The sequence below is a fragment of the Halorubrum sp. CGM4_25_10-8A genome, assembly GCF_005435025.1.
GTDB lineage: Archaea > Halobacteriota > Halobacteria > Halobacteriales > Haloferacaceae > Halorubrum > Halorubrum ezzemoulense.
Genome location: NZ_SGTX01000003.1, coordinates 93231 through 117209 on the forward strand (window position 1 = coordinate 93231; position 23979 = coordinate 117209).

27 protein-coding genes and 1 tRNA gene are annotated in these 23979 nt (G+C 71.1%); 11 read left to right on the plus strand and 17 right to left on the minus strand.

Annotation, left to right across the window (positions count from 1 at the left end):
• Window positions 1-57: 57 nt before the first annotated feature.
• Genes EXE52_RS04630 through EXE52_RS04640 form a run of 3 tightly spaced genes read right to left on the minus strand, consistent with a single transcriptional unit; the run spans window position 58 to window position 1519 of the window.
• Window positions 58-513 (minus strand): DUF892 family protein, encoded by a 456-nt coding sequence (locus tag EXE52_RS04630; protein WP_049930507.1) that lies wholly within the window; start codon window positions 511-513, stop codon window positions 58-60.
• A 58-nt stretch (window positions 514-571) separates the two neighbouring features.
• Entirely contained in the window at window positions 572-1165 is a 594-nt protein-coding gene (locus EXE52_RS04635; RefSeq protein ID WP_089308278.1) for an alpha hydrolase, read from the minus strand.
• The gene (locus EXE52_RS04640; protein ID WP_049930504.1) at window positions 1166-1519 is read right to left on the minus strand and encodes a DNA-binding protein; all 354 of its coding nucleotides are present in this window, start codon (window positions 1517-1519) and stop codon (window positions 1166-1168) included.
• A 141-nt stretch (window positions 1520-1660) separates the two neighbouring features.
• Here EXE52_RS04640 and EXE52_RS04645 point away from each other — a divergent pair, with 141 nt between their 5' ends.
• Entirely contained in the window at window positions 1661-2806 is a 1146-nt protein-coding gene (locus tag EXE52_RS04645) for a 60S ribosomal export protein NMD3 (protein ID WP_049930503.1), read from the plus strand.
• Window positions 2807-2932: 126 nt separating this feature from the next.
• Here EXE52_RS04645 and EXE52_RS04650 read toward each other — a convergent pair whose 3' ends face one another.
• The gene (locus EXE52_RS04650; protein ID WP_017344020.1) at window positions 2933-3124 is read right to left on the minus strand and encodes a UPF0175 family protein; all 192 of its coding nucleotides are present in this window, start codon (window positions 3122-3124) and stop codon (window positions 2933-2935) included.
• Between the two features lie 106 nt (window positions 3125-3230).
• Between EXE52_RS04650 and EXE52_RS18245 the strand changes: the two genes are divergently transcribed.
• Window positions 3231-3377 (plus strand): hypothetical protein, encoded by a 147-nt coding sequence (locus tag EXE52_RS18245; RefSeq protein WP_155120030.1) that lies wholly within the window; start codon window positions 3231-3233, stop codon window positions 3375-3377.
• A gap of 24 nt (window positions 3378-3401) precedes the next feature.
• Here EXE52_RS18245 and EXE52_RS04655 read toward each other — a convergent pair whose 3' ends face one another.
• A complete protein-coding gene (locus tag EXE52_RS04655) occupies window positions 3402-5300 on the minus strand; it encodes a helicase C-terminal domain-containing protein (RefSeq protein ID WP_089308279.1) in 1899 nt (632 codons plus the stop codon).
• 157 nt (window positions 5301-5457) lie between these two features.
• On the opposite strand from EXE52_RS04655, the gene EXE52_RS04660 reads away from it, so the two are divergent.
• Window positions 5458-5688 carry a hypothetical protein gene (locus EXE52_RS04660; RefSeq protein WP_049930499.1) on the plus strand — a complete coding sequence of 77 codons (231 nt, stop codon included), beginning with the start codon at window positions 5458-5460 and terminating at the stop codon, window positions 5686-5688.
• 21 nt (window positions 5689-5709) lie between these two features.
• Here the strand turns inward: EXE52_RS04660 and EXE52_RS04665 are convergent, their stop codons facing one another.
• From EXE52_RS04665 to EXE52_RS04675, 3 genes are all read right to left on the minus strand, one after another.
• On the minus strand, window positions 5710-6174 hold the full coding sequence (locus EXE52_RS04665) for a DUF302 domain-containing protein (protein ID WP_086215672.1): 465 nt from the start codon (window positions 6172-6174) through the stop codon (window positions 5710-5712).
• A 220-nt stretch (window positions 6175-6394) separates the two neighbouring features.
• Window positions 6395-6469 (minus strand) — tRNA-Glu (locus tag EXE52_RS04670).
• Between the two features lie 106 nt (window positions 6470-6575).
• Window positions 6576-7649, minus strand: a complete 1074-nt coding sequence (locus tag EXE52_RS04675; protein ID WP_089308280.1) for a M28 family peptidase — start codon at window positions 7647-7649, stop codon at window positions 6576-6578.
• Between the two features lie 130 nt (window positions 7650-7779).
• On the opposite strand from EXE52_RS04675, the gene EXE52_RS04680 reads away from it, so the two are divergent.
• Entirely contained in the window at window positions 7780-8811 is a 1032-nt protein-coding gene (locus EXE52_RS04680) for a zinc-dependent metalloprotease (RefSeq protein ID WP_086215679.1), read from the plus strand.
• A gap of 30 nt (window positions 8812-8841) precedes the next feature.
• Here the strand turns inward: EXE52_RS04680 and EXE52_RS04685 are convergent, their stop codons facing one another.
• The gene (locus EXE52_RS04685) at window positions 8842-9255 is read right to left on the minus strand and encodes an SHOCT domain-containing protein (protein WP_089308281.1); all 414 of its coding nucleotides are present in this window, start codon (window positions 9253-9255) and stop codon (window positions 8842-8844) included.
• 103 nt (window positions 9256-9358) lie between these two features.
• Here EXE52_RS04685 and EXE52_RS04690 point away from each other — a divergent pair, with 103 nt between their 5' ends.
• Entirely contained in the window at window positions 9359-10024 is a 666-nt protein-coding gene (locus EXE52_RS04690) for a non-canonical purine NTP pyrophosphatase (protein WP_049930492.1), read from the plus strand.
• Between the two features lie 24 nt (window positions 10025-10048).
• Here the strand turns inward: EXE52_RS04690 and EXE52_RS04695 are convergent, their stop codons facing one another.
• Window positions 10049-11389, minus strand: coding sequence for an aminotransferase class III-fold pyridoxal phosphate-dependent enzyme (locus EXE52_RS04695; RefSeq protein ID WP_089308282.1), 1341 nt, complete (start codon window positions 11387-11389; stop codon window positions 10049-10051).
• A 244-nt stretch (window positions 11390-11633) separates the two neighbouring features.
• Here EXE52_RS04695 and EXE52_RS04700 point away from each other — a divergent pair, with 244 nt between their 5' ends.
• Both EXE52_RS04700 and deoC read left to right on the plus strand, forming a co-directional pair.
• Window positions 11634-11996: an Hsp20/alpha crystallin family protein gene (locus tag EXE52_RS04700; protein ID WP_089308410.1), complete on the plus strand. Its 363-nt coding sequence runs from the start codon at window positions 11634-11636 to the stop codon at window positions 11994-11996.
• Between the two features lie 198 nt (window positions 11997-12194).
• Window positions 12195-12842, plus strand: coding sequence for a deoxyribose-phosphate aldolase (gene deoC / locus EXE52_RS04705; protein ID WP_089308283.1), 648 nt, complete (start codon window positions 12195-12197; stop codon window positions 12840-12842).
• A 71-nt stretch (window positions 12843-12913) separates the two neighbouring features.
• On the opposite strand, the gene EXE52_RS04710 is transcribed toward deoC, so the two are convergent.
• Together EXE52_RS04710 and EXE52_RS04715 are read right to left on the minus strand one after the other, a co-directional pair.
• Complete coding sequence (locus EXE52_RS04710; protein ID WP_089308284.1) at window positions 12914-15343, minus strand: methyl-accepting chemotaxis protein; 2430 nt, start codon at window positions 15341-15343, stop codon at window positions 12914-12916.
• Complete coding sequence (locus EXE52_RS04715) at window positions 15343-16503, minus strand: BMP family protein (RefSeq protein WP_089308285.1); 1161 nt, start codon at window positions 16501-16503, stop codon at window positions 15343-15345. Before EXE52_RS04715 ends, EXE52_RS04710 begins: the two co-directional genes overlap by 1 nt.
• A gap of 157 nt (window positions 16504-16660) precedes the next feature.
• Between EXE52_RS04715 and EXE52_RS04720 the strand changes: the two genes are divergently transcribed.
• Window positions 16661-16885 carry a hypothetical protein gene (locus EXE52_RS04720; protein WP_089308286.1) on the plus strand — a complete coding sequence of 75 codons (225 nt, stop codon included), beginning with the start codon at window positions 16661-16663 and terminating at the stop codon, window positions 16883-16885.
• Between the two features lie 58 nt (window positions 16886-16943).
• Window positions 16944-17117 (plus strand): hypothetical protein, encoded by a 174-nt coding sequence (locus EXE52_RS18440; protein WP_167373077.1) that lies wholly within the window; start codon window positions 16944-16946, stop codon window positions 17115-17117.
• Window positions 17118-17149: 32 nt separating this feature from the next.
• Here EXE52_RS18440 and EXE52_RS04725 read toward each other — a convergent pair whose 3' ends face one another.
• The 4 genes from EXE52_RS04725 to EXE52_RS04740 form a co-directional block, all read right to left on the minus strand.
• Entirely contained in the window at window positions 17150-17965 is an 816-nt protein-coding gene (locus EXE52_RS04725) for an ABC transporter ATP-binding protein (protein ID WP_089308287.1), read from the minus strand.
• Complete coding sequence (locus EXE52_RS04730) at window positions 17953-18756, minus strand: ABC transporter permease (RefSeq protein ID WP_049930481.1); 804 nt, start codon at window positions 18754-18756, stop codon at window positions 17953-17955. Before EXE52_RS04730 ends, EXE52_RS04725 begins: the two co-directional genes overlap by 13 nt.
• The gene (locus tag EXE52_RS04735; protein ID WP_089308288.1) at window positions 18756-19781 is read right to left on the minus strand and encodes an ABC transporter substrate-binding protein; all 1026 of its coding nucleotides are present in this window, start codon (window positions 19779-19781) and stop codon (window positions 18756-18758) included. Before EXE52_RS04735 ends, EXE52_RS04730 begins: the two co-directional genes overlap by 1 nt.
• A 212-nt stretch (window positions 19782-19993) precedes the next feature.
• On the minus strand, window positions 19994-20215 hold the full coding sequence (locus EXE52_RS04740) for a hypothetical protein (protein WP_089308289.1): 222 nt from the start codon (window positions 20213-20215) through the stop codon (window positions 19994-19996).
• A 116-nt stretch (window positions 20216-20331) separates the two neighbouring features.
• Between EXE52_RS04740 and EXE52_RS04745 the strand changes: the two genes are divergently transcribed.
• The gene (locus EXE52_RS04745) at window positions 20332-21135 is read left to right on the plus strand and encodes an SDR family oxidoreductase (protein WP_167373078.1); all 804 of its coding nucleotides are present in this window, start codon (window positions 20332-20334) and stop codon (window positions 21133-21135) included.
• A 36-nt stretch (window positions 21136-21171) separates the two neighbouring features.
• Here the strand turns inward: EXE52_RS04745 and EXE52_RS04750 are convergent, their stop codons facing one another.
• Entirely contained in the window at window positions 21172-21777 is a 606-nt protein-coding gene (locus EXE52_RS04750) for a PadR family transcriptional regulator (RefSeq protein WP_049930475.1), read from the minus strand.
• Between the two features lie 564 nt (window positions 21778-22341).
• Between EXE52_RS04750 and EXE52_RS04755 the strand changes: the two genes are divergently transcribed.
• Window positions 22342-23925: a heme-binding protein gene (locus EXE52_RS04755; protein WP_089308290.1), complete on the plus strand. Its 1584-nt coding sequence runs from the start codon at window positions 22342-22344 to the stop codon at window positions 23923-23925.
• Window positions 23926-23979: the final 54 nt, after the last annotated feature.

Here is a 23979-nt window from a genome sequence, read left to right on the forward strand (position 1 = left end):
GGGACAGCCGGGATCGGCGCGCGGTCGCGGCCGAGGGGCGGCGGCTCCGCGGGCCGTCTACTCGCGCTGGTACTCCTTCTGGAATCCGCGGAACTCGGTCCGGTGGGCCTCCTCGTCCGAGAGCAGCGTCACGGCGAGGTCCTCGGTCACCGGGTCGTCCGCCGCCTCCGCGGCGTCGATCAGGTCGCGGTACGTCGCGATCGCGTCCTCCTCGGCGTCGAGCACGCCGTTGATGACGGCCAACACGTCCGTCGAGTCCTCGGGCGGCTGGAGCGACTCCTGCCCGGCGGTGAACTCGGCGGAGCCGGGCGGCCGCGCGTCGAGCTGTTTGAGCCGCTGCCCGAGCTGTTCGGCGTGGCCGAGCTCCTCCTGGACGTCCTGTTTGAGGCTCTCTTTGATCTCCTCGGCCCGGACGCCGTCGAGGACGATCGCGTTCGTCTGGTAGTTCATCACGGTCTCGATCTCGTCGGCGTACGCCGTCTTGAGCAGGTCGACGACTCGGTCGGATGACATGCCCGACGCTACGACCGCGGGGTCGAAAGGAGTTCCGGCGCTTCCGGGTCTGCGGGAGTCAGTCGGTCCGGCCGTGGACGTACGTCTGGTCGTGGTCCGGGAACACTTCTCCCACCGTGCCCTCGCCGTACTCGTCGGCGATGAGCGTCCGGAGCTCGTCCTCGTAGTCGGCCTTGGGGACCTCCTCGCTGGGTCCCTGCTGGACATCGAAGGTCGCCTCGACGAGCTGGTCAACGGCGTGGCGGCCGAACCCGGAGAGCGGGGAGATGTAGTCGATCCCGTTTCGGTCCTCGAGGCTCTGCGCCTGCGCCCGCGACACCGTGGGGACGCGGTCGTCGCGGCGGGTGCCGTCCGCGATGGCGTCGACGTCGAGCGCGGCGATGGTCTCGAGGGCGTGCTCGTGGACGCGCTGGATCCCGTTCCGGGGGTAGCCGTCCGCGACCATCGTCTCGGCGGCGCGCTCGGCCACTTCGCGGTCGAGGTCGGCCCGCTCGAACGGGAACCCGAGTTCGCCGGCCGCCCGCTCGGCGTGCTCCCAGTCGTCCGTGAGCCCGAAGCTCCCGGTGACACAGCGGACGTCGTAGAACCGGTCGAGCAGGTGGGCGGCCAGCGAGGAGTCTTTCCCCCCGCTGTACAGCAGCGCGAGCTCCATCTACCGGCGGCGGATGTCGAAGCTCTTCTGTTCGGGCTGGAGCTCTTTGAGCAGGTCGCGCATCTGGTCCTCGTCGATCTGTCCCTGAATGCGTCCGCTCTGCGCCAGCGCGGCGACCTGTTTCTTCACCTTCTCGCCGAACTGCGGCTTCGACATCTCGACCGCGTTGAGGCGCTGGCGGGCTCCGTCGGTGAGGTACTGTTTCAGCACCGCCTCCTGCTGGGCCTCGGCGCGCTCTTGGGCCTGCTGTTGGGCCTCCGCGGCGTCGCCCTCGCCGCCCTGTCGCTCGCGAAGCTCCTCCATCTTCTGTTCGCGCAGTTCTTCGAGCCGCTCGTCGTCTGGGTTACCGCTCATACGCACCCGTTCTCGGTCCGTGCGAAAAACCATTTCGGAGGTCGCGACCCGCGCGGAACGGCCGGAGCCGCCCGCAGAACCGTCGACGCCGACGGGGACGGTCCGCGTCGTTTAAACGGGCCCTCGGCGTAGCCGCGGGTAATGAGCGAGTCGCGGGAGTTCTGTCCGCGCTGCGGCGACCCGGTCCCCGAGCGGCGCGACCCCCTTCCGGGCGAGCCGCGCGGGCGAGACGCGCTGCTCTGCGACGACTGCTACTTCGAGGACTTCGACCTGGTCGACGCCCCCGACCGGATCGAGGTGTTGGTTTGTTCCGGCTGCGGCGCCGTCAGGCGCGGCGAGTCGTGGCGCGACGTCGGCGCGCGCGACTACACCGACGTCGCCGTCGACGAGGTCGCGGAGGCGCTCGGCGTCCACGTCGACGCCGAGGAGGTCGAGTGGGGCGTCGAGCCCGAGCAGGTCGACGAGAACACGGTCCGGATGCACTGCCGCTTCTCGGGCGTCGTCCGCGGGACCCTCCGCTCCGCGGAGGTGACGGTCCCCGTGAAGATATCACGGGGGACCTGCGACCGCTGCGGGCGCATCGCCGGCGGCTACTACGCCGGGATCGTTCAGGTCCGCGCGGACGAGCGCGACCTCACCCCGGCGGAGCGCGCCGAGGCGCTCGACATCGCGGAGTCGTACGTCGCCGACCAGGAGGCCGACGGCGACCGCGAGGCGTTCATCACCGAGGTGAACGAGACGGACGACGGGCCGGACATCAAGCTCTCCTCGAACCGGCTCGCGCAGAACGTGGCGACGCGGATCACCGAGTCGCTCGGCGGGAGCTTCGAGTCGTATCCGACGCTCGTCACCGAGGACGGCGACGGCAACGAGGTGTACCGGGTCACGTTCGCGGTGCGGCTCCCGAAGTACGCGGAGGGCGAGATCGTCGACCCCGAGGACGGCGACGGGCCGGTCCTCGTCACGGGCGTCTCGGGCCGTCTCCAGGGGATCCGGCTCGCGAGCGGCGCGGAGTACACGTCCGCGTTCGCGGACGCGGAGGCCCCCGACGCGACCCGGCTCGGGACCCGCGCGGACGCGACGGAGACCACCGTGGTGACCGTCGAAGACGAGAACGCGATCCAGGTGCTCGACCCCGTCACCTACGAGGCGAAGACCGTCCCGAACCCGGCGTTCGTCGACGGCGACGCCGACGTGGTCCTCGCGTTCGAACACGGCGGTGAGGTCCACCTCGTGCCCGACGACGAGGCGGAACGGACCGCGGAGTCGGCTCGGAGCGGCAACTGAGGGATCGCTGCGAGCCGGACCGAACGCGCTACGAGGACGGCTGGAGGGCCGTAGAACTGATCGTTCGTGAGACGGCGTCGCGAAAACCGTCGACGCGTCGGCATCCCCGACCGCGGGGGACACCGCTCAGTCGGCGCGGGCGGGCTGCTCGCGGCCGAGCGCGGCGGCGCGCTCGGACTCCGTTACCTCGATGCCGCGGCGTTCGAGTTGCTCGATGAATTCGGCCTCGCTGAGCCCTGCCTGTGCGGCCGCCTGCGACAGCGTCAGGGTTCGCGCACCGTACAGCGTCAGCGCACTCGACAGCCCGTTCGTGGCCATACATCCAGTAGTCGCGTGAGGGATTATGAAGGTTACTACTTCATTCAGGCCCCTGATACACCTTATACGATATATATTGACGAACGATCGGCTCGGAGGTGGTAATATGACGCACGCGTCGTCGTCGCTCGCCCGCAGGAGTTATACGCCTCTGCGGTCGAACGCCGATATGGACAGACAACAGCTCATGGCGTTGTTCTTCGCGTTTCTCATGGTGAGCTCCATGGTCGCGTACGGCGTCTCGCTGCTGTGACGGCCGCGTCTGGATAGCGCCTCGTCAGCCGTCGCCCCACACGTCCGACAGCGGGTGGTTCTGCCGTCGCTCCGCGTCCCGCTCGGAGCGGGTCCGGACCGACTCGTCGTCGGTCGTTCCGCTGTCGGCGGTCGCGTCCCCGTCGCCGACCGAGGAATCGCCGTCGGCAGGCGACGAGCGATCCGAACCCCTCGACCCACCCGAGCGGCGGCTCCGCCGCCGTCCGCTCCGCGCACCGTTCGCCGCCGACGCGTCGATACCCGCCAGCGCCGCGTCGGGGTCGAACGCCGGGAGCGACGGGGTCGTCATCGCGTCGACCTGATCGCGGAACCACGAGGGCGTGTCGGCCGCGGCGCGGTCGAAGAGGTCGAGCAGCGAGTCGTCGGCGAGGTACGTCGCGCCGTAGTCGTCCGGGGCGCGGACGACTCGCCCGCACGCTTGGATGACCGTGCGCAGCGCCGTCCGGTGGTACCACGCCCACTGCCCGTCCGCCAGCCGGCGGGCGACCCGCGAGTCGTTCGTGTTCCGGTACGGCGCCTTACACACCACCTGCCAGCGACAGAGGTCGCCCTTCAGGTCCAGCGCCTCCTCCATCTTCACCGAGACGAACACCTCCGGGTCCGCGCTCGCCTTCCACGCCTCCAGTTCGGCGTCGCGGTTCTGCCTGTCGTGCCGCCTGACCCGCGCGGCGACGCCGAACTCGCCGAGCCGCTCGGTGATCCGCTCGGCGATGTCGTACGAGTGCGCGTGGATCAGCCCCTTCTCGTCGGGGTGTTCCGCCATCAGCCGGACGATGAGCCGGGCGATCTTCGGCACCGTCTCGTCGCGGTTCTCGTACGTCATCGACCCCTGCGTCACGTCGTACAGCGGGCGGTTCGCGAGCGGGAACGTGTGCTCGACGTCAACGAGGGCGACGTCGGCGGGGTCGAGCCCGACGCCGCGGCAGAACGCCTCCTTCGAGAGGATGGTCGCCGACAGCAGCGCGAACCGGTTCCCCCGGTCCCAGACGGTGTGCCGGAGGTACCGGGCGGGGTCGAGCGGTTTGATATCGAGGGCCGACCCCTCGCCGCCCGGCTGGTCGACGACCCACGAGGTCGGGGACTCGATGTCGCGATAGTCCTCGAGGAACCAGCCCAGTTCGCTTATGAGCTCCTGGAGCCGGTCGCGCCGGGCGACCTCCTCGCGGTCGAGCTCGGGGCGGCCGACCAGCTCGTCTTTCGCCCGGATCGCCACGTCGCGGAGCGTCTCGACGAACCGCGCGGTCCGGTCGACCGCGTCCTCCTCGGGGCCGGCGTCGGCCGCGACGTCCGGGACGCCGACGTCGTCCCACACCGGGACGCGGTCGGGCGATATCTCGATCGTCGCGTACATCTCGGCCCACTCGGCGAGCCCGTGCGCCTCGTCTATCACGACGGCGTCGCGCTTCCGGAACACCTCGGAGCCGGCGGTGCGCATAAAGTACGCTAACGTCTGTGCCGCGAAGCGGTTGCCGGACGCGATGGCCCGGTCGGAGAAGTACGGGCAGCGGTGCCGGATCGAGCAGTCGAACCCCTGCTGGCGCGCGCAGGGCGCGCGGTTCACGGGCGTGTCGTGCTCGCCGGGGAGCACGCAGTCGTAGTTCGACTTCCCGCGGATCACCGCGAGGTCGTCGAGGAGGTCGTCGGCCTCGACGTCGTCGATCTGCGACACCTGCGGGGTGGTGTAGTAGGCGCCGGTCGCCTCGCTGGGGGCCGCCTCGCCCGCGGTCTCGGCCGCGCCCATGATCGCCCGGGCGAGCAGCGACTTGCCGCTGCCCGTCGGCGCGCGCACTAACACGACGCGGTTACCGGCGGCGAACGCGTCGCGGATGTCGGCGAGGGCCTGCTCCTGCGCGCCGCGGAAGCTCGGGGCGGGGAACTCGGCGGGGATCCGGCTCGGGTCCACACGACGCCCTCGCGCGCTGTCGGAATTAAACCCTCGCTTGGGCGGCGACCACGGCCGCGGGACGCCGACGAGCGACGCCGGCCGCCCCCCGACGACGGGGCGCCAGTCGCGCCCGACCCCACCACCTATTTCCCCGTCGCCCGCGGTGAGGGAAGCGATGAGCGACGACGGGATCCTCGGGTCGCTGTCCGCGGTCGGCCTGTTGAGCCTCTGTTGTATCGGGTTCGGCGGGGTAGCCGGCGGGGCGGCGCTGGTCGGCGGCTCCGCGTCGGTGAGCGCGTTCGCGACGGGCGCGAACAGCGCCCGCGGCGCGCTGATCTCCGGGGTCGTCACGTTCGGGACGGTCCTCGTCGCCGCCGCGGTGATCCGGTGGCGGCTGAACCGGTGAGCGCGGCCGAGCCGTCCGAGGCTACTCCCGGCCGTGCCGCTCGATGTTCTCCCAGACGACGGCCATCAGCTCGCCGGTCTTCGCCACGAGGTCCTCGACCGCGCCCTCGTCGGCCCCGGCCGCCGACGCGCAGCCGAGGTCGCGGATCGCCTTGGTGGCGGACACGTGGTGGACGTGGACGCGGTCGTCGCCGGCGCGTTCGTACACGACCGTGGTACAGGGGAGCATACCGGCGAGCGTCGGGTCGATCCGCAGCGCGTCGGACGCGATCTCGGGGTGACAGACGACGATCAGCGCGGTCCGCTCGGCGTCGTCGTGGCCGAGCATCCCCTCGATCATCTCGTCGAGCCGCGTGACGCGCACGGTCTCGAAGTCGGCGAGTTCGTGTTCGAGCTGGACGAACGGCACCGCGTCCTCGAAGGGGAGGTCGACGGTCGTGTGGAGCGCCTCGTCGGCGGTGGGGGCGGGGCGTGCGGCGTCGCTCATACGCCGTGGCTCGCGCGCCGCCAGCTAAAACCCGGACGCCGTCTCAACACCTGCCGCTACCTCGAACGGTGGCCGATCGGTCCGGCGGAGGCGGAGCGATGCGTCGACCGACGGAGGCGGAGCGATGCGTCGACCGACGGAGGCGGAGCGATGCGTCGACCGACGGCGGGCGGTCGAGTACGGCCGGTACTGATCGGGTTCGGTCGCATCGAGAGAGAAATGCTCCGGCTGGGATTTGAACCCAGGTCATCACCGTGAGAGGGTGATATGATTGGCCGGACTACACCACCAGAGCACGTCTTTCGTCGCAATTGACGGTAGGAAAGACGATTGTAAAACAGTTCCGTTTCGACGCCGCCGTGCCCCGGTTTGTCGTGCCGAGCGGACCGACGGCGGCCGGTTCAGACGTCGACGGCGAACGGATTCGTCGCCCCCTCGCGGTCGCCCGCGGCCGCGGCGAGCGCCGCAAGGAGGTCGGCGACGCCGTCGAGGTCGGCGGTGTCGATCACCTCTACCGGCGTGTGCATGTAGCGGTTCGGGATCGAGACGTTGAGCGCGGGGGTCCCGCCGCGCACCGTGTAGAACGCGTCAGCGTCGGTCCCGGTCCGGGTGCCGGCCGCCTGGATCTGGACGTCGACGCCGGCGTCGGCGGCCGCGTCGCGCGCGAGGTCGACGAGGACCGGGTGGTTCGCGCTCCCGCGGCCGATCACCGGGCCGGCGCCGAGTTCGACCGGCCCGCGTCGCTCGCGGTCGACGTCCGGGTTGTCGGTCGCGTGGGTGACGTCGACCGCGACGAACGCGTCGACGTCGTCGAGGTCAACGCCGACCATTCGCGCACCTTGGAGCCCGACCTCCTCCTGAACGGTGGAGACCGCGTACACCGTCGCGTCGACGTCCGCCTCGGCGGCGCGCCGGAGCCCCTCCGCGGCCGCCCACGCGCCGGCCCGGTTGTCGACCCCCCGGGCGGCGATCCGGTCGCCGACGAGGTCGCGGAGCCCGGTCGAGAACGTGACCGGGTCGCCCACCTCGACGCGGTCGCGCGCCGCGTCGGCGTCGGCGGCGCCGATGTCGACGAACTGCCCGGCGATATCCTCGTACTCCTCGTCGCCGTCACGGAGGTGGATCGCGGTCTGGCCGATCACGCCCTGAACGGGTTCGTCGGCGTGGACCGTGACGTGCTGGCCCTTCGAGACCGTGCGGTCGGCGCCGCCGATCCGCCCGATCCGGAGGAAGCCGTCGTCGAGCACGTCCCGGACGATGAACCCGATCTCGTCGGCGTGGCCGGTGACGGCGACCGTCGGCGCGTCCGGGTCGCCCTCGTGGACCGCGACGGCGTTGCCGTACGAGTCGGTGTCGACCCGGTCCGCAAACGCGCGGACGTAGTCGGTCCAGACGCGCTGGGCGGCCGTCTCGAAGCCCGAGGGGCTCGGCGTCGCGAGGAGGTCGTCGAGGAACGCGCGGCGCGTGTCGTCCATGCTCGGTGGCTGTGGGGCGGCCGGGAAGAAAACGTCGGTGTCGGCGTTCGGCGCCGGGACCGCCGGCGAGTCCGCCGGGGCGCGGATCGGTCGACACAAGCGCTTTGAGTCGCCCGCACGTCCGGTCCGTATGGACATCCTCCGAAGCGTCCGGGCCGTCGCCGAGGCCGAGGGACCGGGCGTCGTCGACTGGGATCGGGCCGCGTCGGCCGCGAAGGAGGCCACGGACCCCGGATCGATCGCGATCTCCGACGCGGAGCGCGCGGGGTACGCCGCCGACGTTCGCGACGCCCGCTCGCGGCTCACCGAGGTCGCCGGGATCGAGTTCGACGTGCCCGACACCGTCGAGGTACAGAACCGCCACCACTGGATCGACGCGAGCGTCGGCACGTTCCGGCGCGTGATGGACCCGATCGAGGCGGCCGCGGCGGACCCCGGCGGACCCGACGGGACGTTCGACGCGACACCCGCGAAGCGCGGCCCCGCGTTCGCGCAGGACGTCAGCCGAGTCGCCAACACGGGGTCGATGGCGTTCGCCTTGGGCTTCCTCTCGCGGAACGTCCTCGGCCAGTACGACCCCCTCCTCCTCGCCGACGAGCCGGACGCCGACCACGGTCTCTACTTCGTTCACCCGAACATCGTCGCGGTCGCGAGCGCGCTCGACGTGGACTACCCCCGCTTCCGGCGGTGGATCGCGTTCCACGAGGTGACCCACGCCGCCGAGTTCGGCGCGGCCCCGTGGCTCCCAGAGTACCTCGAGTCGCGCGTCGAGCGCGGCGTCGAGGGGATGGTCGGCGGCGAAGGGGGCGTGAGTCGCGGGCTCGACCCCGACGCGTTCGCGGAGCTCCAGGCCGCGATGACGGCGGTCGAGGGGTACGCCGAGGTCCTGATGGACCGCGCGTTCGACGGCGAGTACGCGGACCTCCGGGCGAAGCTGGACGAGCGTCGAGGCGGGGGCGGCCCGGTGCGGCGGCTCGCCCAGCGCCTGCTGGGACTGGGCCTCAAGCGGCGGCAGTACGAGCGCGGGGCCGCGTTCTTCCGGCACGTCGCCGACGAGCGCGGCATCGAGGCCGCGGGCGCGGTGTGGGAGCGCGCCGAGAACCTCCCGACCGGCGACGAGCTGGACGACCCGGACGCGTGGATCGCCCGCGTCGACCCCTGAGCGGGAGTTGCCGCGTCGGGCCGGCCGGCGTCACTCCAGTTCGTACTCGCGTGCTCTGTTCTCGCCGGACCGGTCGGATAACCCGGCGGACGTTCGCTCGAACCGCTCGTCGAGGTCTTCGGTCGCGAGCAGCCGGTCGAGCCGCCGCTCGAACTCCGCCTCGTCGATCTCGCCGTTCGCGTAGCGTTCCCGCAGCGCCGCCACGGGCCGTTCGGCGGAAGGAGACGCCGATCCTGCGTCGGCATCGTCCGCGGCGACGAGCGGGAAGTCCCCGCCGAGCACCACCACCAGCGGGATCAGGATGAAGAAGCCGGTGATGAAAATCGCCGGTCCGAGCGGCGCCACCGGGCTCGGGAGGAGGACGGCGGACAGCGACGTGAGCCCGAACGAGAGGATCGCGATGAGACCGATCAGCCGCTTCTTCTCGAACGTGGGGAGGGCCATGCGCGACTGCTGTCGCCGAGGCGACAAAAACGTACTGCCGGAGTCGGTCGATTCCCTGCGGGCGACCGACGGCTATTCCTCGCGGGCGCACCCACGTGGATCCGTGCTCAGGTACGTGACGACGAACCCGGGGAAGGTCCGCGAGGCGGAGCGGTACCTCCCGGACGGCTCGGTGGAGCGACTCGACTTCGACTACACGGAGGTCCAGGCCGACGACCTCGGCCCGATCGCGGCCCAGGGGGCCCGGGAGGCGTACCGCCACGCCGACGCCCCGGTCCTCGTCGACGACGCGGGGCTGTTCGTCGAGGGGCTCGACGGGTTCCCGGGCCCGTACTCCTCGTACGTTGAGGAGACGCTCGGGATCGAGCGCGTCCACGAGGTCGCGAGCGAACTCGACGACCGCCGCGCCGCCTTCCGGTGTACGCTCGGCTACTGCGACGGCGAGGGGTTCGCCGCGAGCCCCGACCCCGTCGACCAAGGCGACCGCGACGCGGCCGCGGCGGCGGGACCGGACGCGGCGGGCGAGGGCGGGAGCGACGGCGAGGGCGGCGCGGCCGGAGCCGGCGCGGAGCCGCTCCCGGTCAAGCTGTTCGAGGGGTACGTCCCGGGCCGGATCGTCGCGCCGCGGGGCGACGGCGGCTTCGGCTACGACCCGATCTTCGAACACGACGGCGAGACGTTCGCGGAGATGGACACCGACCGGAAGAACGCGGTGTCGCACCGCGGGCGAGCCTTAGAGAAGTTCGCGGAGTGGTACGCGGACCGCTGAGGCTCGGTTTCGCTCCCCGGCGGCTCAGGCCGTGTCCGCGATCGCGTCGGTGAGGAGGTCGCAGCCGAGGTCGATCTCGCGTTCGGTGACGTCGAGCGGCGGGAGGATCCGGAGGACCTTGTGGCCGCACGCGAGCGTGAGGAGCCCGCGCTCGAACGCGTTCTCCACGACCGCGTCCCGGCGCTCCTTCGTGTCGAACTCGACAGCGAGCAGCAGTCCCTTCCCGCGGACGTCCGCGACGGGGTCGAGGTCGGCGTCGCGCAGCGTCTCCTTGAACTGCCGACCGCGGACGACGGCGTTGTCCATGAGGTTCGCCTCCTCGATGGCGTCGAGCGTGAGCGCGCCCTGCGCGGAGGCGATCAGGTCGCCGGCACCCCACGTCGAAGAGAGGCGGCCGCTCTCCTCGGGGAACACGTCGCTCCGGGAGACGGTCGCGCCCACGCGGAGCCCCTTGGCGCTCGTGATCACGTCGGGGTCGTACGCGTAGTGGTCCGAGCCCCACATCTCGCCGGTGCGGCCGACCCCGGACTGGATCTCGTCGGCGATGACCGTGATGTCGTGCTCGTCGGCGAGCGCCGCGATCTCGTCGGTGAACGCGTCCGAGGGGAAGCGGTAGCCGCCCTCGCCCTGGATCGGTTCGAGGATGAGGTAGGCCACGTCGTCCGGGTGGACGTTCCCGCGCTCCGGGTCGAGCTTCCGGCGGAGCCGGGAGACGCCGTCGGCGAAGAAGCCGCACGAGCAGGTCTCGGGCGAGCAGGTCCGGTCGTCGCAGTACGGCACGTCCATCACGCCGCTGACCTCGGGGAAGTCGCGGCGGTACACGGACTTCGAGCGGTTGAGCGAGAGCGCGCCGAGCGTCCGCCCGTGGAACGCCCCGTCGAAGGTGATGGCGTACTTCGCGCCGTCCGAGGCGTCGTACGCGATCTTGATGGCGTTCTCGACCGCCTCGGCGCCGGAGTTCGAGAGGAAGACGGTGTCCATGTCGTAGTGGCTCGTCAGGTCCGTCAGGCGGTCCATGAGCCCGGAAGCCCCGGGGATCCCGTCGCCGGGTGAGGGGCCGCCCGCCGCGTAGAAGTCCTGCCCGGCGATCTTCAGCGGGTCGACAAGGTCGAACTCCGCGAGCCGGTCCATGATCAGCGGGTTGTTGTACCCGAGCGGCGCGGCGGCGACGTGGCTGGTGAAGTCCATGAGGACGTTGCCGTCGACGTCGGTACAGAACGGGCCCTCGGCGGGGGCGGTGCGGTCCCAGACGAACTCGTAGACGTAGGTGCTCGGCGCGGCCGACTCGTGGTGGTAATCGACCCACTCGCGAGCGCGCTCGCCCGGCAGGTCGGCGACGGCAGGCGTGGCGGTGTCGCGATCCATGCCTCCCGGTGGCACGCGGACGGAATAAATTCGTGGCGAACGCGCGAACGTTGGAGAAATCTCTAACTCTTGTTCGCCAGACGGCGCCTGAGACGGCGACCGGATCCGTCGGCGCAGTTGTACGGAGCGCCGCTCGGTGGGACGGGCCGTCGACCGTTGTGTGAGACTCAACACCAAGATACGTTAGATTTTTATAGAATCGCAACCCTATAATTAGATGAGTTCGAGGTGGTCAGCGATGCCCATGCTCGAGCCAGCGAACACGTGGACACAGGGACTCGACTTCCCGAGCAGACTGTTCGAATCCGGTAGCAACGACTACGAACTGTACGAGGAGGACGGCGAGTTCGTCCTGTCGGTCGAGCTTCCGGGGTTCGACCCGTCGGAGATCACCGCCTCGTGGAACGACGGCGTGCTTAACGTCGCCGGCGAACACGAGGACGAACACCGCGGGACCCGGCGGACGTACCACCGTCGGTTCCGCTTCCCGAAGGCGATCAACGAGGACGGTATCGAGGCCGAATACCGGAACGGCATCCTGACGGTGCGGCTCCCCGTGACCGTCGAGAGCGCCGTCAGCGGCACGGAGATCGAGATCGAGAGCTGACGCCGCCGCGCTCGGCCCGCGACCCTCGGTCTCCGAGCCCCGTAGTCGCGACGGACCGGCATCGCGCCGGGCCCCCTCCCCGCGAGTTCCGTTCCCTCGTTGTTCCGAACGCGCTCCCGTTCGTGCCGGAGCGACCGGTCGTCAAGTCGGTCGCGCCGACCCCGCACGCCTTTTACTGCCGCGCGCGACGGTCGACCCATGAACCGCGACGAGTTCGCCGCCAGCATCGACCACACCGTCCTCGGTCCGGAGACGACCTGGGACAACGTGCGGACCGTTCTCGACGAGGCCGCCGCGCACGGGATGAACGCGTGTATCCCGCCGTGCTACGTCGCCGAAGCGGCCGAGTATGAGGCAGAGCCCGCGGCGATCGCCACCGTGGTGGGGTTCCCGCACGGGCAACACGACCCGACGGTCAAGCGCGACGAGGCGGTCACGGCGTGGGAGGCGGGCGCGGACGAGGTCGACCTCGTGATCAACGTCGGCCGGCTGAAGGCCGGCGACGGCGGCGCGGTCGCCGACGAGCTCGCGGACGTCGTCGCGGCCGTGCCCGTCCCGGTGAAGGTGATCATCGAGACCGCCCTCCTCGACGACGCCGAGAAGCGCCGCGCGTGCGAGGCCGCGGTCGCCGCCGACGCCGACATGGTGAAGACGTCGACCGGGTTTGCCGACGGCGGCGCGACCGTCCCCGACGTGGAGCTGATGAGCGAGTACCTTCCCGTGAAGGCCTCCGGCGGCGTGGGCTCCTACGAGGAGGCGACGGCCATGCTCGACGCCGGCGCGGTGCGGATCGGCGCGTCGTCCGGCGTGGCTATCGTCGAGGGACACCCGGAGAGCGGGGAGTAACGCTCGTTCGTCGGTACGCAGTCGAAAGGTCGCCCTCGCGCTCGTTCGTCAATAGCGAGCCCGAAGCAGGGCTAACGTTCGTCCGACGACGGGGGGCGCCCGTCGCCGTCGGCGGCGAGCCCGTCACCGGACGGCGATCCGTCGGCGTCCCCGACGGTCCCGTTCCCGGCGTCGCGTCGCTGGTCGCCTCCGACCGCGTCGTCGCCCTCGGCCCCGTCGAGGCCGTCGGACTCCGCGCCCTCGATTTCCTCGGGGTCGACATCGACATCGAAGGCGGAGACCGACTCGGAGAGCGACTCGGCCTGTCCCCGGAGCCGGTCGGCGTTCTCCGCGATGGTGGCGACGGTCGCGGTCTGCTCCTCTGCGGCGGCGGACACCTGCTCGGAGCCGGCGGCGACCTCCCCGCTCACCTCGGCGACGTCCTCCACGCCCTCGACCGCGCGCTGCGTCGACCGCGCCTGGTCCTCGGCCGCCTCGCTGATCTCCTGAACGCCGTGGTTCGTCTCCTCGACGGCGTCGACGACCGCTTCGAGCGACGACGAGGCCTCGCGGACGGTGTCCGCCCCCTCGTCGATCCGCTCGTTTGTCTCGCGGATGTCATCGACCGTCGCGTCGGTCTCCTCGCGGACGGTCGCGATCTGCGACTCGATCTCGGCGGCGGCCTCCTGCGTCTCCTCCGCGAGCTCTTTCACCTCGTCGGCGACGACCGCGAAGCCCTCGCCGGCCTCGCCGGCGCGGGCGGCCTCGATCGAGGCGTTCAGCGCGAGGATGTTCGTCTGCTCGGCCACGTCGGTGATGAACTCCACCACCTCGTCGATCTCGTCCATGCGCTCGTCGAGCGCCTCCATCTGCTCGACCGCGGCCGCGGAGCGCGCCTCGATCGCGTCCATCTCGTCGAGCGCCTCCGAGGCGGCCTCGCGGCCGGACTCGCCGCGCTCCGCGGCGGCCTCGGCGGTCTCCGCGACGGACGCGGCGGACGAGGCGACCTCCTCGATGCTCGCGGAGAGGTCGCTCATCTCGTCGCTCACCTCGTCGAGGCGCTCGTCCTGACTGATCGCGCCGTCGGCGATCTCCTGAATCTGCTCGCTGACGGTCCCGCTCGCGGTCTCGACCTCGTCGGCGCCGGCCGCGAGCTCCGCGCTCGCGCCGTCGACCTCGCCGGCGAAGGCGGCGACCCGCGCGGTGGTCCGCTCCAGCTGGGCCACCATGTCGTTGAACTCCTCGGCGATCTCGCGCATCGCCTCGCGGTCCGCGTCCGGGTCCATCCGGCGCGTGAGGTCACCGTCCGCGACCGCGCCCATCACCTCGCTGTAGTCGGCCGCACGCGCCTCCATGTCGCGGGTGACGGCCTCCGCCTCCTCGCGGGCCGCCTCGGCCTCGTCGGCGGCGGTCTCGGCCTCGGCGATCCGGTCCCGGAGCGAGTCCCGCATCTCCCCGAAGCTCCTGAACAGGCGGCCGATCTCGTCGATCCGTCCGGTCGACAGGTCGACGTCGAGGTCCCCCGACTCGATCCGCTCGGCGCGGTTGCGGAGCCGCGAGAGCGGGAGCACCGTTCGAGTTCCGAGGACGGCGCCCACGACGCCCAGCGACGCGAGCGTGAGGAGGATGAGGAGCAGCACGGAGTTCCCCACGTCGTTGCGGACGGCGAACGCGGTCGACTGGTCGACGCTCGTGACGGCCACCCAGTCGGTGTCGGGAACGGAGGCGTACGCGTGGACCTGACCGTCGCCGATCCGCGTCGCGGTCGTGGCGTTGCCCTCCCGGATCGCCTCGACGCCGTCGGCGTGTTCCGCCTCGTCGACCGTGCCGTCGATGTCGAGGACGGTCTGCCCGGCGGCGTTGAGGATCATCGTCTCCTCCCCGGTGTCGCTGTTCTGGATGCGTTCGAGCTGCGGCTGGATGCGGGTGACCACGACGAGGTACCGGCCATCGGCCCGCGGCACCGAGCTGGCGAACGCCATCACCGGGCGATCGTTGAGTACGGGCGACCGGTACGAGCGGTCCGACCGCCAGACCCGGTCGTCCTCGCCGACCCCCTCGGGGACGTCCGCGTCGCTCCACGGCGCGTCGAGGTCGCTCGGCGCGCGCCCCTCTAAGGGGCGTTCGGTGCTGGCGACGACCCGGTCCTGCGCCGCGTCGACGAGGTGGATGCTAACGATGTCCTCGGAGAGCAGTTGGTCTTTCAACAGCACGTACGCCGGCGCGCGCCGGTCGGACCGGAGCGCGTCGGCCGCCGACATCGACCGCGTCTCGGTGCTCATCCGCTCGGTCCACGACCCGATCGCGTCGGCCTGGAGGCCGCCGGTCTCGGCGAGCTGCGTCGTCGCGTCCGACTCCACGGTCTGTTCGGTCTGGAGGTAGGTGAACGCGCCCCCGGCGACGACGACCGCCGCGACCACGAGGAACGCCAGCGCGAACTTCGCGGCGTACCGGCGGCGCACCGCGTTCGGGAGGAGCCGCCCGACCGCGCGCACGAGGCGCTCGAACGAGTCGGGTGCCATCAGTTCACCGCCTCCGGGTCCGTGGGGACCGACAGGTCGCCGGCGACGATCCGCTCGCCGGAGTCGACGATCGCGGCGCGCACGTCGTCGGGGATCACCGGCCCGAGCGTCGTACCGTAGACGAGCGCGACGCCGTCCTCGGCGAGCCCGAGCGCCGTCGTGGAGCCGGTGGCGAGGTCGTCGTCGATCGTCTCCTCGACGGCGTCGTACACCGCGGTGCCGACCCGCTTCACCATCGACGCGAGGATCACGTCGGCGTACCGCGGGTTGCTGCGCGACTGGTCGGAGTCGACGCCGATCGCGTACCGGCCGTACTCCTGGGCCGCCTGAAACACGCCGAGTCCGCTCCCGCCGGCCGCGTGGTACACCACGTCGGCCCCCTGTTCGAACATCTCCGCGGCGGCGGCGTACCCGCCCTCGGGGTCGTCGAACGCGCCGAGGTACGTTGACAGCACCGACACGTCCGCGGTCGCGTGGTCGACGCCGGCGCGGTAGCCGGCCTCGAACTTGCGGACGAGCGGCGAGTCGACGCCGCCGACGTAGCCGACGGTCCGCTCGTCGGGGACGGTCGACCCCGCGCCGACGGACACGTCGCGGTCCGTCACCAGCCCGGCGAGGTGGCCGGCCTGGAACGACCCCTCGTGTTCGCGGAACACGTAGCTCGCCACGTTGTCGCGGTCGACGACCGAGTCGACGATTGCGTACCGCTGGTCGGGGTGCTCGCCCGCGACCGTCGAGAGCGCGTCCGCCTGGAGGAAGCCGATACAGCAGATCAGGTCGTAGGCGGGGTCGGTCGACGACGAGAGGGCGTCCTGCGCGGTCTCGAACTCCGGGATCGAGGTCGGCTCCTCGTTCGCGAACGCCACGTCGTGATCGAGGCGCGCGCGCTGGATGCCCCGGTTCGCGGCGTCGTTGAACGACCGGTCGTCTAGCCCGCCGAGCGCGTAGATCATCCCGACCGTCGCGCTGGCGTCCGCCGCGTTCCGGATCGCGTCTCCCCCGTCGGCCTCGTCGTCCGCCGGTTCGTCGTTGCCGGTGTCTATCGACGCCGAACCGGGGGCCTCGTCGCCGAGGCACCCGGCCAGCGCGCCCGCCACAGCCCCCCCGAGACCGGCGGCGAGCCGCCGTCGAGAGAGCGTCGTGGGTCCCGTCTGCGTCATGTCGCACCGGTTTCGACCGAGGGCTAAAACGCCTCGGAGCAAATTATCAATGATAATAGTAAACCGCGCTCACAGCCCCGGCGGTCCGGTCACCACCGTTCCCCGAGGCTGAGAATCCAGTCGGACGGATTTATAACCTGAGCGCGTACGAAGGGGTATGAGCCACCAACCGGGATCGCGTGGATTCGACCTCGACGCGGCGTTCAAGACGTTCGGCGCGGTCGGGATCGCCATCTCCGCCGCGCTCATCGTGGCCGTGCTGGCGCTGACCGACCCGTTCGGCGAGTACGTCACCGCGTCGCCCGCCCTGCTCGGAACGCTGTTGTACGGCGCGCTCGTCGTCGCGGTCGGCTACACGACGTACGCCCTCCGTCGGCGCTGACGGTCGCCGCGCGCTCCCCGCCGGGAGACATAAACCGCTCGCCGGCGGAGCGTGACCCATGACCGACGAGCCGACCGACGCGGCGGTAGAGCGATTTCTCGACCGGGCGACGGCCGCCTTCGACGACTACGACGAGGGGTACGCCGACGCGGACGCGACGCTCGCGATGCTCCGTACCCACGTGGACGAGCTGTCGGCGAGCGTCGAGGATCAGGCGGACGGCGAGGAGTAGGGTGTGAGGCGCCGGGCGCGAAGGGGACGGGGCTACGGGTGGGCGCCGATCAGCTCTCGCACGCGGCCGACGTACTCCGCGAACGCGGCGTCGCCGCGGTCGCGCGGGCGCTCGACGTCGACATCGACGACCTCGCGGACGCGGCCGGGCTCGGCGGCCATCACGACGACCCGGTCGGCGAGCGTCACCGCCTCCGCGACGTCGTGCGTGACGAAGAGGACGGTCTTCCCCGTCGACTCCCACACGTCGAGTAGCTCCCGCTGGAGCATCTCGCGGGTCTGAGCGTCCACCGCGCCGAACGGCTCGTCCATCAGCAGCAGGTCCGGGTCGACCGCGAGCGACCGGGCGATGGCGACGCGCTGTTTCATCCCGCCCGACAGCGACTTCGGGTAGGCGCCGCGGAACTCGGTCAGCCCGACGAGGTCGAGCATCTCGTCGACGCGCGCCTCGCGCTCGGCGGCCGATCGGTCGCTCCGTTCGAGCCCGAACCCGACGTTCTCCTCGACCGTGAGCCACGGGAACAGGTGGTACTCCTGGAAGACGACGCCCATGTCCGTCGTCGGCCCCGTGACCTCGGTGCCGTCGAGGAGGACGCGACCGTCGGTCGCCTCGGTCAGCCCGGCCACGACCCGGAACAGCGTCGTCTTCCCGCAGCCGGACGGGCCGACGAGACAGACGAACTCCCCGTCGGCGACCGAGAAGGACACGTCGTCGAGCGCGCGCACCGAGCCGCCCTCGCCGTCGCCGGGGTACGTCTTCCCGACCCCGTCGAGCGCGACGCTGGCCGCCGCGGTGGGGGGAGTCTCCCCGTCGCGTCCGGCCGCGCCGTCTCCGTTCACGCCCGCCACGCTAACGCCCTCCGTTCGACCGCGCGGAACGCGACGTCGACGAGCAGGTACATCAGGCTCAACACGAGGATGTACGCGATCGCCCGGTCGACGCGCAGGTTGTTGCTGGCGCGGATGATCTCGCGGCCGACCCCGGGGACGCCGAATATCTCCGAGGCGACGACGAGCATCCAACACCGTCCCAGTCCGGTCCGGATCCCGGTCATGATCCCCGGCAGCGACGCCGGCAGGACGATCGACCGGACCGCGTCGAGGTCGCCGCGGACGCCGAGGGTCCGCCCCACGTCGAGGAGGTCCTCGCTCACGCCCTCCACGGCGCCGTACGCCGCGTAGAAGTTGATCCAGAACGCGCCGACCGCGATGATGAACGCCGCGCCCCAGTCGTTGATCCCGAACCAAGCGATCGCGAAGCCGATCAGCGCGAGCGGCGGGACGGGGCGCAGGGTGCGGACGAGCGGCGCCGTCAGGTCGTCCAGCAGGCCGCTCCAAGCGAACGCGACGCCGGCGGCCACGCCGAGGCCCGTTCCGGCGACGGTACCGGGGATCCAGTGGCGGACGCTCTGATACAGCGCCGTCGTCATGTCTCCCGACGCGAGCTCGCCGGCGAACGCCCCGGCGACCGCGACCGGCGAGGGGAGGACGAACGGATCCTGGGTGAGCGAGACGGCGTGCCAGACGAGGAGGAACCCGACGACCCCCGCGGCGCCCCGGAGGAGCCGCCGCCCGTCTCCGAGCCCGACGCCGGCGAACGCGCCGTCCTCGTCGACGCGCGATGCGGTTTCGGTCGCCATCAGAGCGAGTCGTACACCCCGAGGTCGAATATCTGGTCGTTCGACAGCTGTTCGTCGGTCTGGCCGTTATCGGCCGCGAACTCGGCGAACACCTGCGTCGCGTCCGTGATCTCGGCGGGGTCGGTGATGAAGTTCGACAGCGGCGAGTCGAGCGCCTTCCGCGCGCGGTCGACTGGCATCCCGATTCCCTCCTCGACGTGGCCCGCGGTCGCGTCGGGGTTCTCCTCGATGAAGTCGGTCGCGCGGACGTGCTGTTCGAGGAACTGCGCCGCGATCGGGGAGTCCCGGACCTCGTCGCTCATCAGGGTGACCGCGGCGGGCTGGCCGGGGAGGACCTCGGCGGCGGTCCGCAGCATCTCCACCGACGACCCCTCCGCCTGCGCGATGGTCGGCACCGGCTCCATGATCGAGGTGCCGTCGATCTCGTCGTTGGCAATCGCCTGCCAGACGGAGCTCGCCCCGCTGATCTCGATGATCTCCACGCTGTCGTTCGCTGCGAGGTCGACGCCGACATCGCGGAGCCAGAAGCGCAACAGCACGTCGGGGACGCTCCCCTGTGGGAACGTGCCGAAGGTGAACGGTTCGCCCTGCTCCTCCTCCCACGCCGCGAACGCGTCGGCGCCCTGCTGTTCGAACGTCTCGTGGAACGAGGACTCGGCCATGATCCCCATCGGCTCCCGGATGTTCGCGGCGGTCACCCGCGCGGCGATACCGCGGTCGATCGCGATCATCGCGGGTACGATCCCGAACATCGCGATGTCGATGTCGCTGCCGCCGAGCGCCTGAACGATGTCGGGGCCGTTGCCGAACTCCTGGCCGGTGACCTCGGCGTCGACCTCGGAGAAGTATCCCTCGCCCTCCATCACGTACCACTGGAGGTCGGGGTAGATCGGCATGTGCGCGACCGTGATCTCGTCGAGCCCGCCGCTCCCGCCGCCGAGGCAGCCGGCGAGGCCGACCGTCGCAGTTCCGCCCGCGGCCGCGAGGAACGACCGCCGCGACGCTGTCCGCGTTGAGTCGTACATACCTACGGAAGCGGCCCCGCGGGCAACACTCTCGCGTCACCAGCAACGGAAGCGCGTTCCGGTGACGGCGGAAGACGACGGAAGTGGCGTTTCGAGAGTTCAAAGCCCCGTATACCGGAGATACTGCGAAAACACTCGTCACCGAACGACGCAAATATTGCTGGCGCGTGCCGCCGAGCGCTCCGGTTCCCGGTGGTCGCTCGCGGCGGCGCTCACGCCCCCTCGGCCGGCTCCTCGTCGAACAGCCCCAAGTCCTCGGCGACGAGGTCGGCGAGCCGGTCTTTGATCGCCGGATCGACCTCCGCGACGGCCTCGCCGCCGTGTTTCTGGTCGTTGTGTTTATCGAGCGCGTCCGCGAGGTCGTCGAGGGGCACGCGGGTCTCCGTCTCGCACTCGTCGCACACGATCGGGACGGACGGCTCGTTGGTGGACATTACGCCGACAATCGCCCGTGGCGGATATATGCCTTCGGGCGGCGGGTCGAGACGGGCCCCCGGAGCCGGCGCCGCGAACCGCCACCGTCTACTGGGGGCGCCGCGCACTGCCCGTCATGGACGTTCTCGTGACGGGGGCCGCGGGCGGGATCGGCGGCGGCGTCGCGCGCTCGCTCGCCGCCGCCGGCCACGACGTGCTCGGCGTCGACCGCGACGCGGACGGGCTCGCCGACCTGCCCGAGGCGGTCGAGACCGCCGTCGTCGACCTCCGCGACGAGGCCGCCGTCCGCGACCTGCTCGCCGACCGTCCCCTGGACACCGTCGTCTCCTGCGTCGGCGGCTACGAGATCGCGGCAGTCGAGGACGCCTCGGCCGAGGCGTTCCGGCGACAGCTAGAGACGAACCTGACCGCGGTCCACGTGACCGTCTCCGCGGCGCTCCCGACGCTCCGCGAGCGCGGCGGACGGGTCGTGGTCGTCGGGTCGATGGTCGGGTCGGTCGCGCTGCCGTACCACGGCGCGTACAGCGCCGCGAAGGCGGGGCTCGACGGCTACGTCGACGCGCTCCGCCGGGAGGTCACGCCCCGCGGGGTCGACGTGGCGCTCGTCGAGCCCGGTCCCGTCCGGACCGGCTTCAACGAGCGGGCGGCCGCCGCGGTCGAGGCCGCCGACGGCGACGGGCCGTACGCCGCCGCCTACCGCGCGTTCGAGGGGTACTCCCCGGCGGCCACGGACGTCGAGACCGTCGTCGAGCGCGTGGTGACGGCGACGACCGCCGACCGACCGCGAACGCGGTATCGGGTGAGCCGCCGAGCGCGGTGGCTACCGCGGCTCGGTCGCGTCCTCCCCGACCGGCTGTACGACCGGCTCGTCCGCGCCGGGCTCCCCGGCGGACTCCTGTGGCGGCTGCTTCACCGGTGAGTCGCGGGGCGTCGCCGCTCACCGCCGACTAGGGAATCAGTCGTCGGCCGCGCCGGACGCCCCCTCCGACTCCTCCGCGTCGTCCGCGGTCTCGGCCTCGCCGGGGGCACCCCCGGACTCCGACGGCGCGTCCGCATCGTCCGCCCGCGCGTAGAACTCGTCTGGGGAGGCGTCGATCCGCTCGAACTCGCCGAAGTCGCGCTCGTGGTGGCGGATCATCTGTTCGACGATCCACGCGCTGTACCGCTCCGAGAACGCCCAGTCGGCGTCCGCGTCGTCGACCTCGAACCGGCCGTCTGTGGCGAGCGCGGCGTACAGGTGGTAGAATCCGAGGACCACGTCGCCGAAGTCCCGCGCCTCGCCGCCGATCTCGCGGCGCTTCTCGGCGAGTTCCTCGCGGCCCGCGTCGGTGAGCGCGAAGTACTTGCGGTCGGGCTCGTCCGCGCGCTCGACGCGCTCGGCGACTCCCTCCTCCTCGAACTTGTAGAGGATCGGGTAGACGGAGCCGTAGGAGGGCTCCCAGTGGCCGCCGCTGATCTCGGTTATCTCGCCGAGCAGCTCGTACCCGTATCGCGGGCGTTCGTCGAGCAGCTCCAAGACGAGGTACGAGATCAGTCCTTTCGGCGGGCCGCTTTTCCGCATCGTCCCGACTTTTCGGGGTCGCGTCGAAAGGGTTTCGGTCACGGCGACGGCGAGCGGCGCGAGTCGCGACGACCGGAGCGGTTCGCGGGCGTCGGTGACCCGAGCGGACGGGGGCGGGTGTGATGCGCTAATAATATGAATCGCGGTGGCGCGTGCCTGCGAGCGGCCCTTGGCCGCGAGGAGCACGCGCGAGGGGGTCGGGCGCGACGAGGGCGACCGGCGGGAGCCCGAAGACGCGCCCGACGAGGCTGGGGAGGTGTGAGGTGCGGTCGCGGGCGGGACTCGAAGGGGCAGTCGGGAGGCGGCCGCAGGCGACGCGAGCACCGCAGGAACGAACGGAGAGAGTGACGAGGAGCGCGGCGAGCGTGCGACCGCCTCCCGACTGGGGCTTCGGGATGTTCGTGCCGATCGACCGGTCATAAGAACTCACGTACTGCCGAGCGGCTGGGGCTTCGAAACCACTGGTGCCGGCTTCGACTCGGGCACGAACGGGGACGAGCCGACGGATTACAGCGCGTCGGGACGACCCGCAAACCCCTAAGTCGCGCGGCCCGAACCCGACGTATGGTCGAGGCTCCACAGACCGCCGAAGGGTGGTTCTCGCTGCACGACTTCCGATCGATCGACTGGGACGCCTGGCGCGAGGCGCCCGAGTCTGAGCGGCAGCGAGCGATCGAGGAGGGCGAGGCCTTCCTGAAACACCGCGAGCTGGTCGCCGACGCCGAGGACGGCGAGTCGGCGCTGTTCTCGGTGCTGGGACACAAGGCGGACCTCCTCTTCCTCCACTTCCGGCCGTCGCTCGACGACCTCTCCGCGATCGAGCGCCGCTTCGAGGACACCGCGCTCGCGAAGTTCACCGAGCGCGAGACCTCCTACGTCTCCGTCACAGAGGTGTCTGGCTACGTCTCGGACGACTACTTCGAGGAGGGCGCCGACGCCGTCGACGAGGGGCTCAAGCGGTACATCGAGGGGAAGCTGAAGCCCGACATCCCCGACGAGGAGTACGTCAGCTTCTACCCGATGAGCAAGCGCCGCGGCGAGGAACACAACTGGTACGACCTCGACTTCGAGGAGCGCGCCGAGCTGATGGCGGGCCACGGCGAGGTCGGCAAGGAGTACGCGGGCAAGATCAAGCAGGTGATCGCCTCCTCGGTCGGCTTCGACGACCACGAGTGGGGCGTCACGCTGTTCGGCGCGGACCCGACCGACATCAAGGACATCGTCTACGAGATGCGGTTCGACCCGGCCTCCTCCCGCTACGGCGAGTTCGGCGACTTCTACGTCGGCCGGCGGTTCCCGCCGCGCGACCTCGACGCCTTCCTCGGCGGCGAGTCGGTCCCGACCGGGCGCGTCCCCGAGCAGGACAGCGCCGGCCACCCGCACGGCGAGGGCGGTCACGGCGAGGGCGGTCACGGCGACGACGCGCACGGCCACGGTCAGGGCCACGACCATTCGGGTGCGGGCGGCGGCTCCGCGCACGGCGACCATCCCCACGGCGAGGGGGATGCCGGCGGCGAGGGCGACCACCCCCACGGCGAGGACGAGGGCGACGGCGGGGCCTCGGACGAGGATATCCGCGGCGAGCTCGCCGACCTCGACATCTACGCCGGGAAGCCGCACGGCGAGGACGTGTACGCCACCGTGCTGTACAGCGAGGCCGACGTGGACGAGCTGTTCGACGAGGTCGAGGGGCTCCGCGGCAACTTCGACCACTACGGCACCCACGTCAAGACCGCGGTGTACGAGGGGCGCCACACCGACCGCGCCGCCGTCGTCTCGATCTGGGACACCGCGTCGGCGGCGGAGACCGCGGCGGGGTTCCTCTCGGAGCTGCCCGACATCGTCGCCCGCGCCGGCGAGGAGTCCGGCTTCGGCACGATGGGGATGTTCTACACCGTCAAGCCCGACTACCAGACGGAGTTCGTCGACACCTTCGACGACGTGGGCGACCTGCTCGCCGAGATGGACGGCCACGTCGAGACCGACCTGATGGTGAACACCGAAGACGAGAACGACATGTTCATCGCCAGCCAGTGGAACGCGAAGGAGGACGCGATGGGCTTCTTCCGCTCCGACGAGTTCTCCGAGACCGTCCAGTGGGGCCGCGACGTGCTCGCCGATCGCCCGCGCCACGTCTTCCTGGCGTAGCGGCGCCCGACTGGCGAGGATTTTAGACATAGTCGGCGGCGAACCGTCGGCGTG

Bases quoted from the DNA above. Each gene is read 5' to 3' on its own strand.
- EXE52_RS18245 (WP_155120030.1), top strand. From the start codon at position 3,231: ATGACGCACGCGTCGTCGTCGCTCGCCCGCAGGAGTTATACGCCTCTG.
- EXE52_RS04660 (WP_049930499.1), top strand. From the start codon at position 5,458: ATGAGCGACGACGGGATCCTCGGGTCGCTGTCCGCGGTCGGCCTGTTG.
- EXE52_RS04645 (WP_049930503.1), top strand. From the start codon at position 1,661: ATGAGCGAGTCGCGGGAGTTCTGTCCGCGCTGCGGCGACCCGGTCCCC.
- EXE52_RS04740 (WP_089308289.1), bottom strand. From the start codon at position 20,215: ATGTCCACCAACGAGCCGTCCGTCCCGATCGTGTGCGACGAGTGCGAG.
- EXE52_RS04720 (WP_089308286.1), top strand. From the start codon at position 16,661: ATGAGCCACCAACCGGGATCGCGTGGATTCGACCTCGACGCGGCGTTC.
- EXE52_RS04675 (WP_089308280.1), bottom strand. From the start codon at position 7,649: ATGGACGACACGCGCCGCGCGTTCCTCGACGACCTCCTCGCGACGCCG.
- EXE52_RS04635 (WP_089308278.1), bottom strand. From the start codon at position 1,165: ATGGAGCTCGCGCTGCTGTACAGCGGGGGGAAAGACTCCTCGCTGGCC.
- EXE52_RS04710 (WP_089308284.1), bottom strand. From the start codon at position 15,343: ATGGCACCCGACTCGTTCGAGCGCCTCGTGCGCGCGGTCGGGCGGCTC.
- EXE52_RS04665 (WP_086215672.1), bottom strand. From the start codon at position 6,174: ATGAGCGACGCCGCACGCCCCGCCCCCACCGCCGACGAGGCGCTCCAC.
- EXE52_RS18440 (WP_167373077.1), top strand. From the start codon at position 16,944: ATGACCGACGAGCCGACCGACGCGGCGGTAGAGCGATTTCTCGACCGG.
- EXE52_RS04730 (WP_049930481.1), bottom strand. From the start codon at position 18,756: ATGGCGACCGAAACCGCATCGCGCGTCGACGAGGACGGCGCGTTCGCC.
- EXE52_RS04735 (WP_089308288.1), bottom strand. From the start codon at position 19,781: ATGTACGACTCAACGCGGACAGCGTCGCGGCGGTCGTTCCTCGCGGCC.
- EXE52_RS04650 (WP_017344020.1), bottom strand. From the start codon at position 3,124: ATGGCCACGAACGGGCTGTCGAGTGCGCTGACGCTGTACGGTGCGCGA.
- deoC (WP_089308283.1), top strand. From the start codon at position 12,195: ATGAACCGCGACGAGTTCGCCGCCAGCATCGACCACACCGTCCTCGGT.
- EXE52_RS04640 (WP_049930504.1), bottom strand. From the start codon at position 1,519: ATGAGCGGTAACCCAGACGACGAGCGGCTCGAAGAACTGCGCGAACAG.
- EXE52_RS04695 (WP_089308282.1), bottom strand. From the start codon at position 11,389: ATGGATCGCGACACCGCCACGCCTGCCGTCGCCGACCTGCCGGGCGAG.
- EXE52_RS04745 (WP_167373078.1), top strand. From the start codon at position 20,332: ATGGACGTTCTCGTGACGGGGGCCGCGGGCGGGATCGGCGGCGGCGTC.
- EXE52_RS04715 (WP_089308285.1), bottom strand. From the start codon at position 16,503: ATGACGCAGACGGGACCCACGACGCTCTCTCGACGGCGGCTCGCCGCC.
- EXE52_RS04700 (WP_089308410.1), top strand. From the start codon at position 11,634: ATGCTCGAGCCAGCGAACACGTGGACACAGGGACTCGACTTCCCGAGC.
- EXE52_RS04750 (WP_049930475.1), bottom strand. From the start codon at position 21,777: ATGCGGAAAAGCGGCCCGCCGAAAGGACTGATCTCGTACCTCGTCTTG.
- EXE52_RS04630 (WP_049930507.1), bottom strand. From the start codon at position 513: ATGTCATCCGACCGAGTCGTCGACCTGCTCAAGACGGCGTACGCCGAC.
- EXE52_RS04680 (WP_086215679.1), top strand. From the start codon at position 7,780: ATGGACATCCTCCGAAGCGTCCGGGCCGTCGCCGAGGCCGAGGGACCG.
- EXE52_RS04685 (WP_089308281.1), bottom strand. From the start codon at position 9,255: ATGGCCCTCCCCACGTTCGAGAAGAAGCGGCTGATCGGTCTCATCGCG.
- EXE52_RS04755 (WP_089308290.1), top strand. From the start codon at position 22,342: ATGGTCGAGGCTCCACAGACCGCCGAAGGGTGGTTCTCGCTGCACGAC.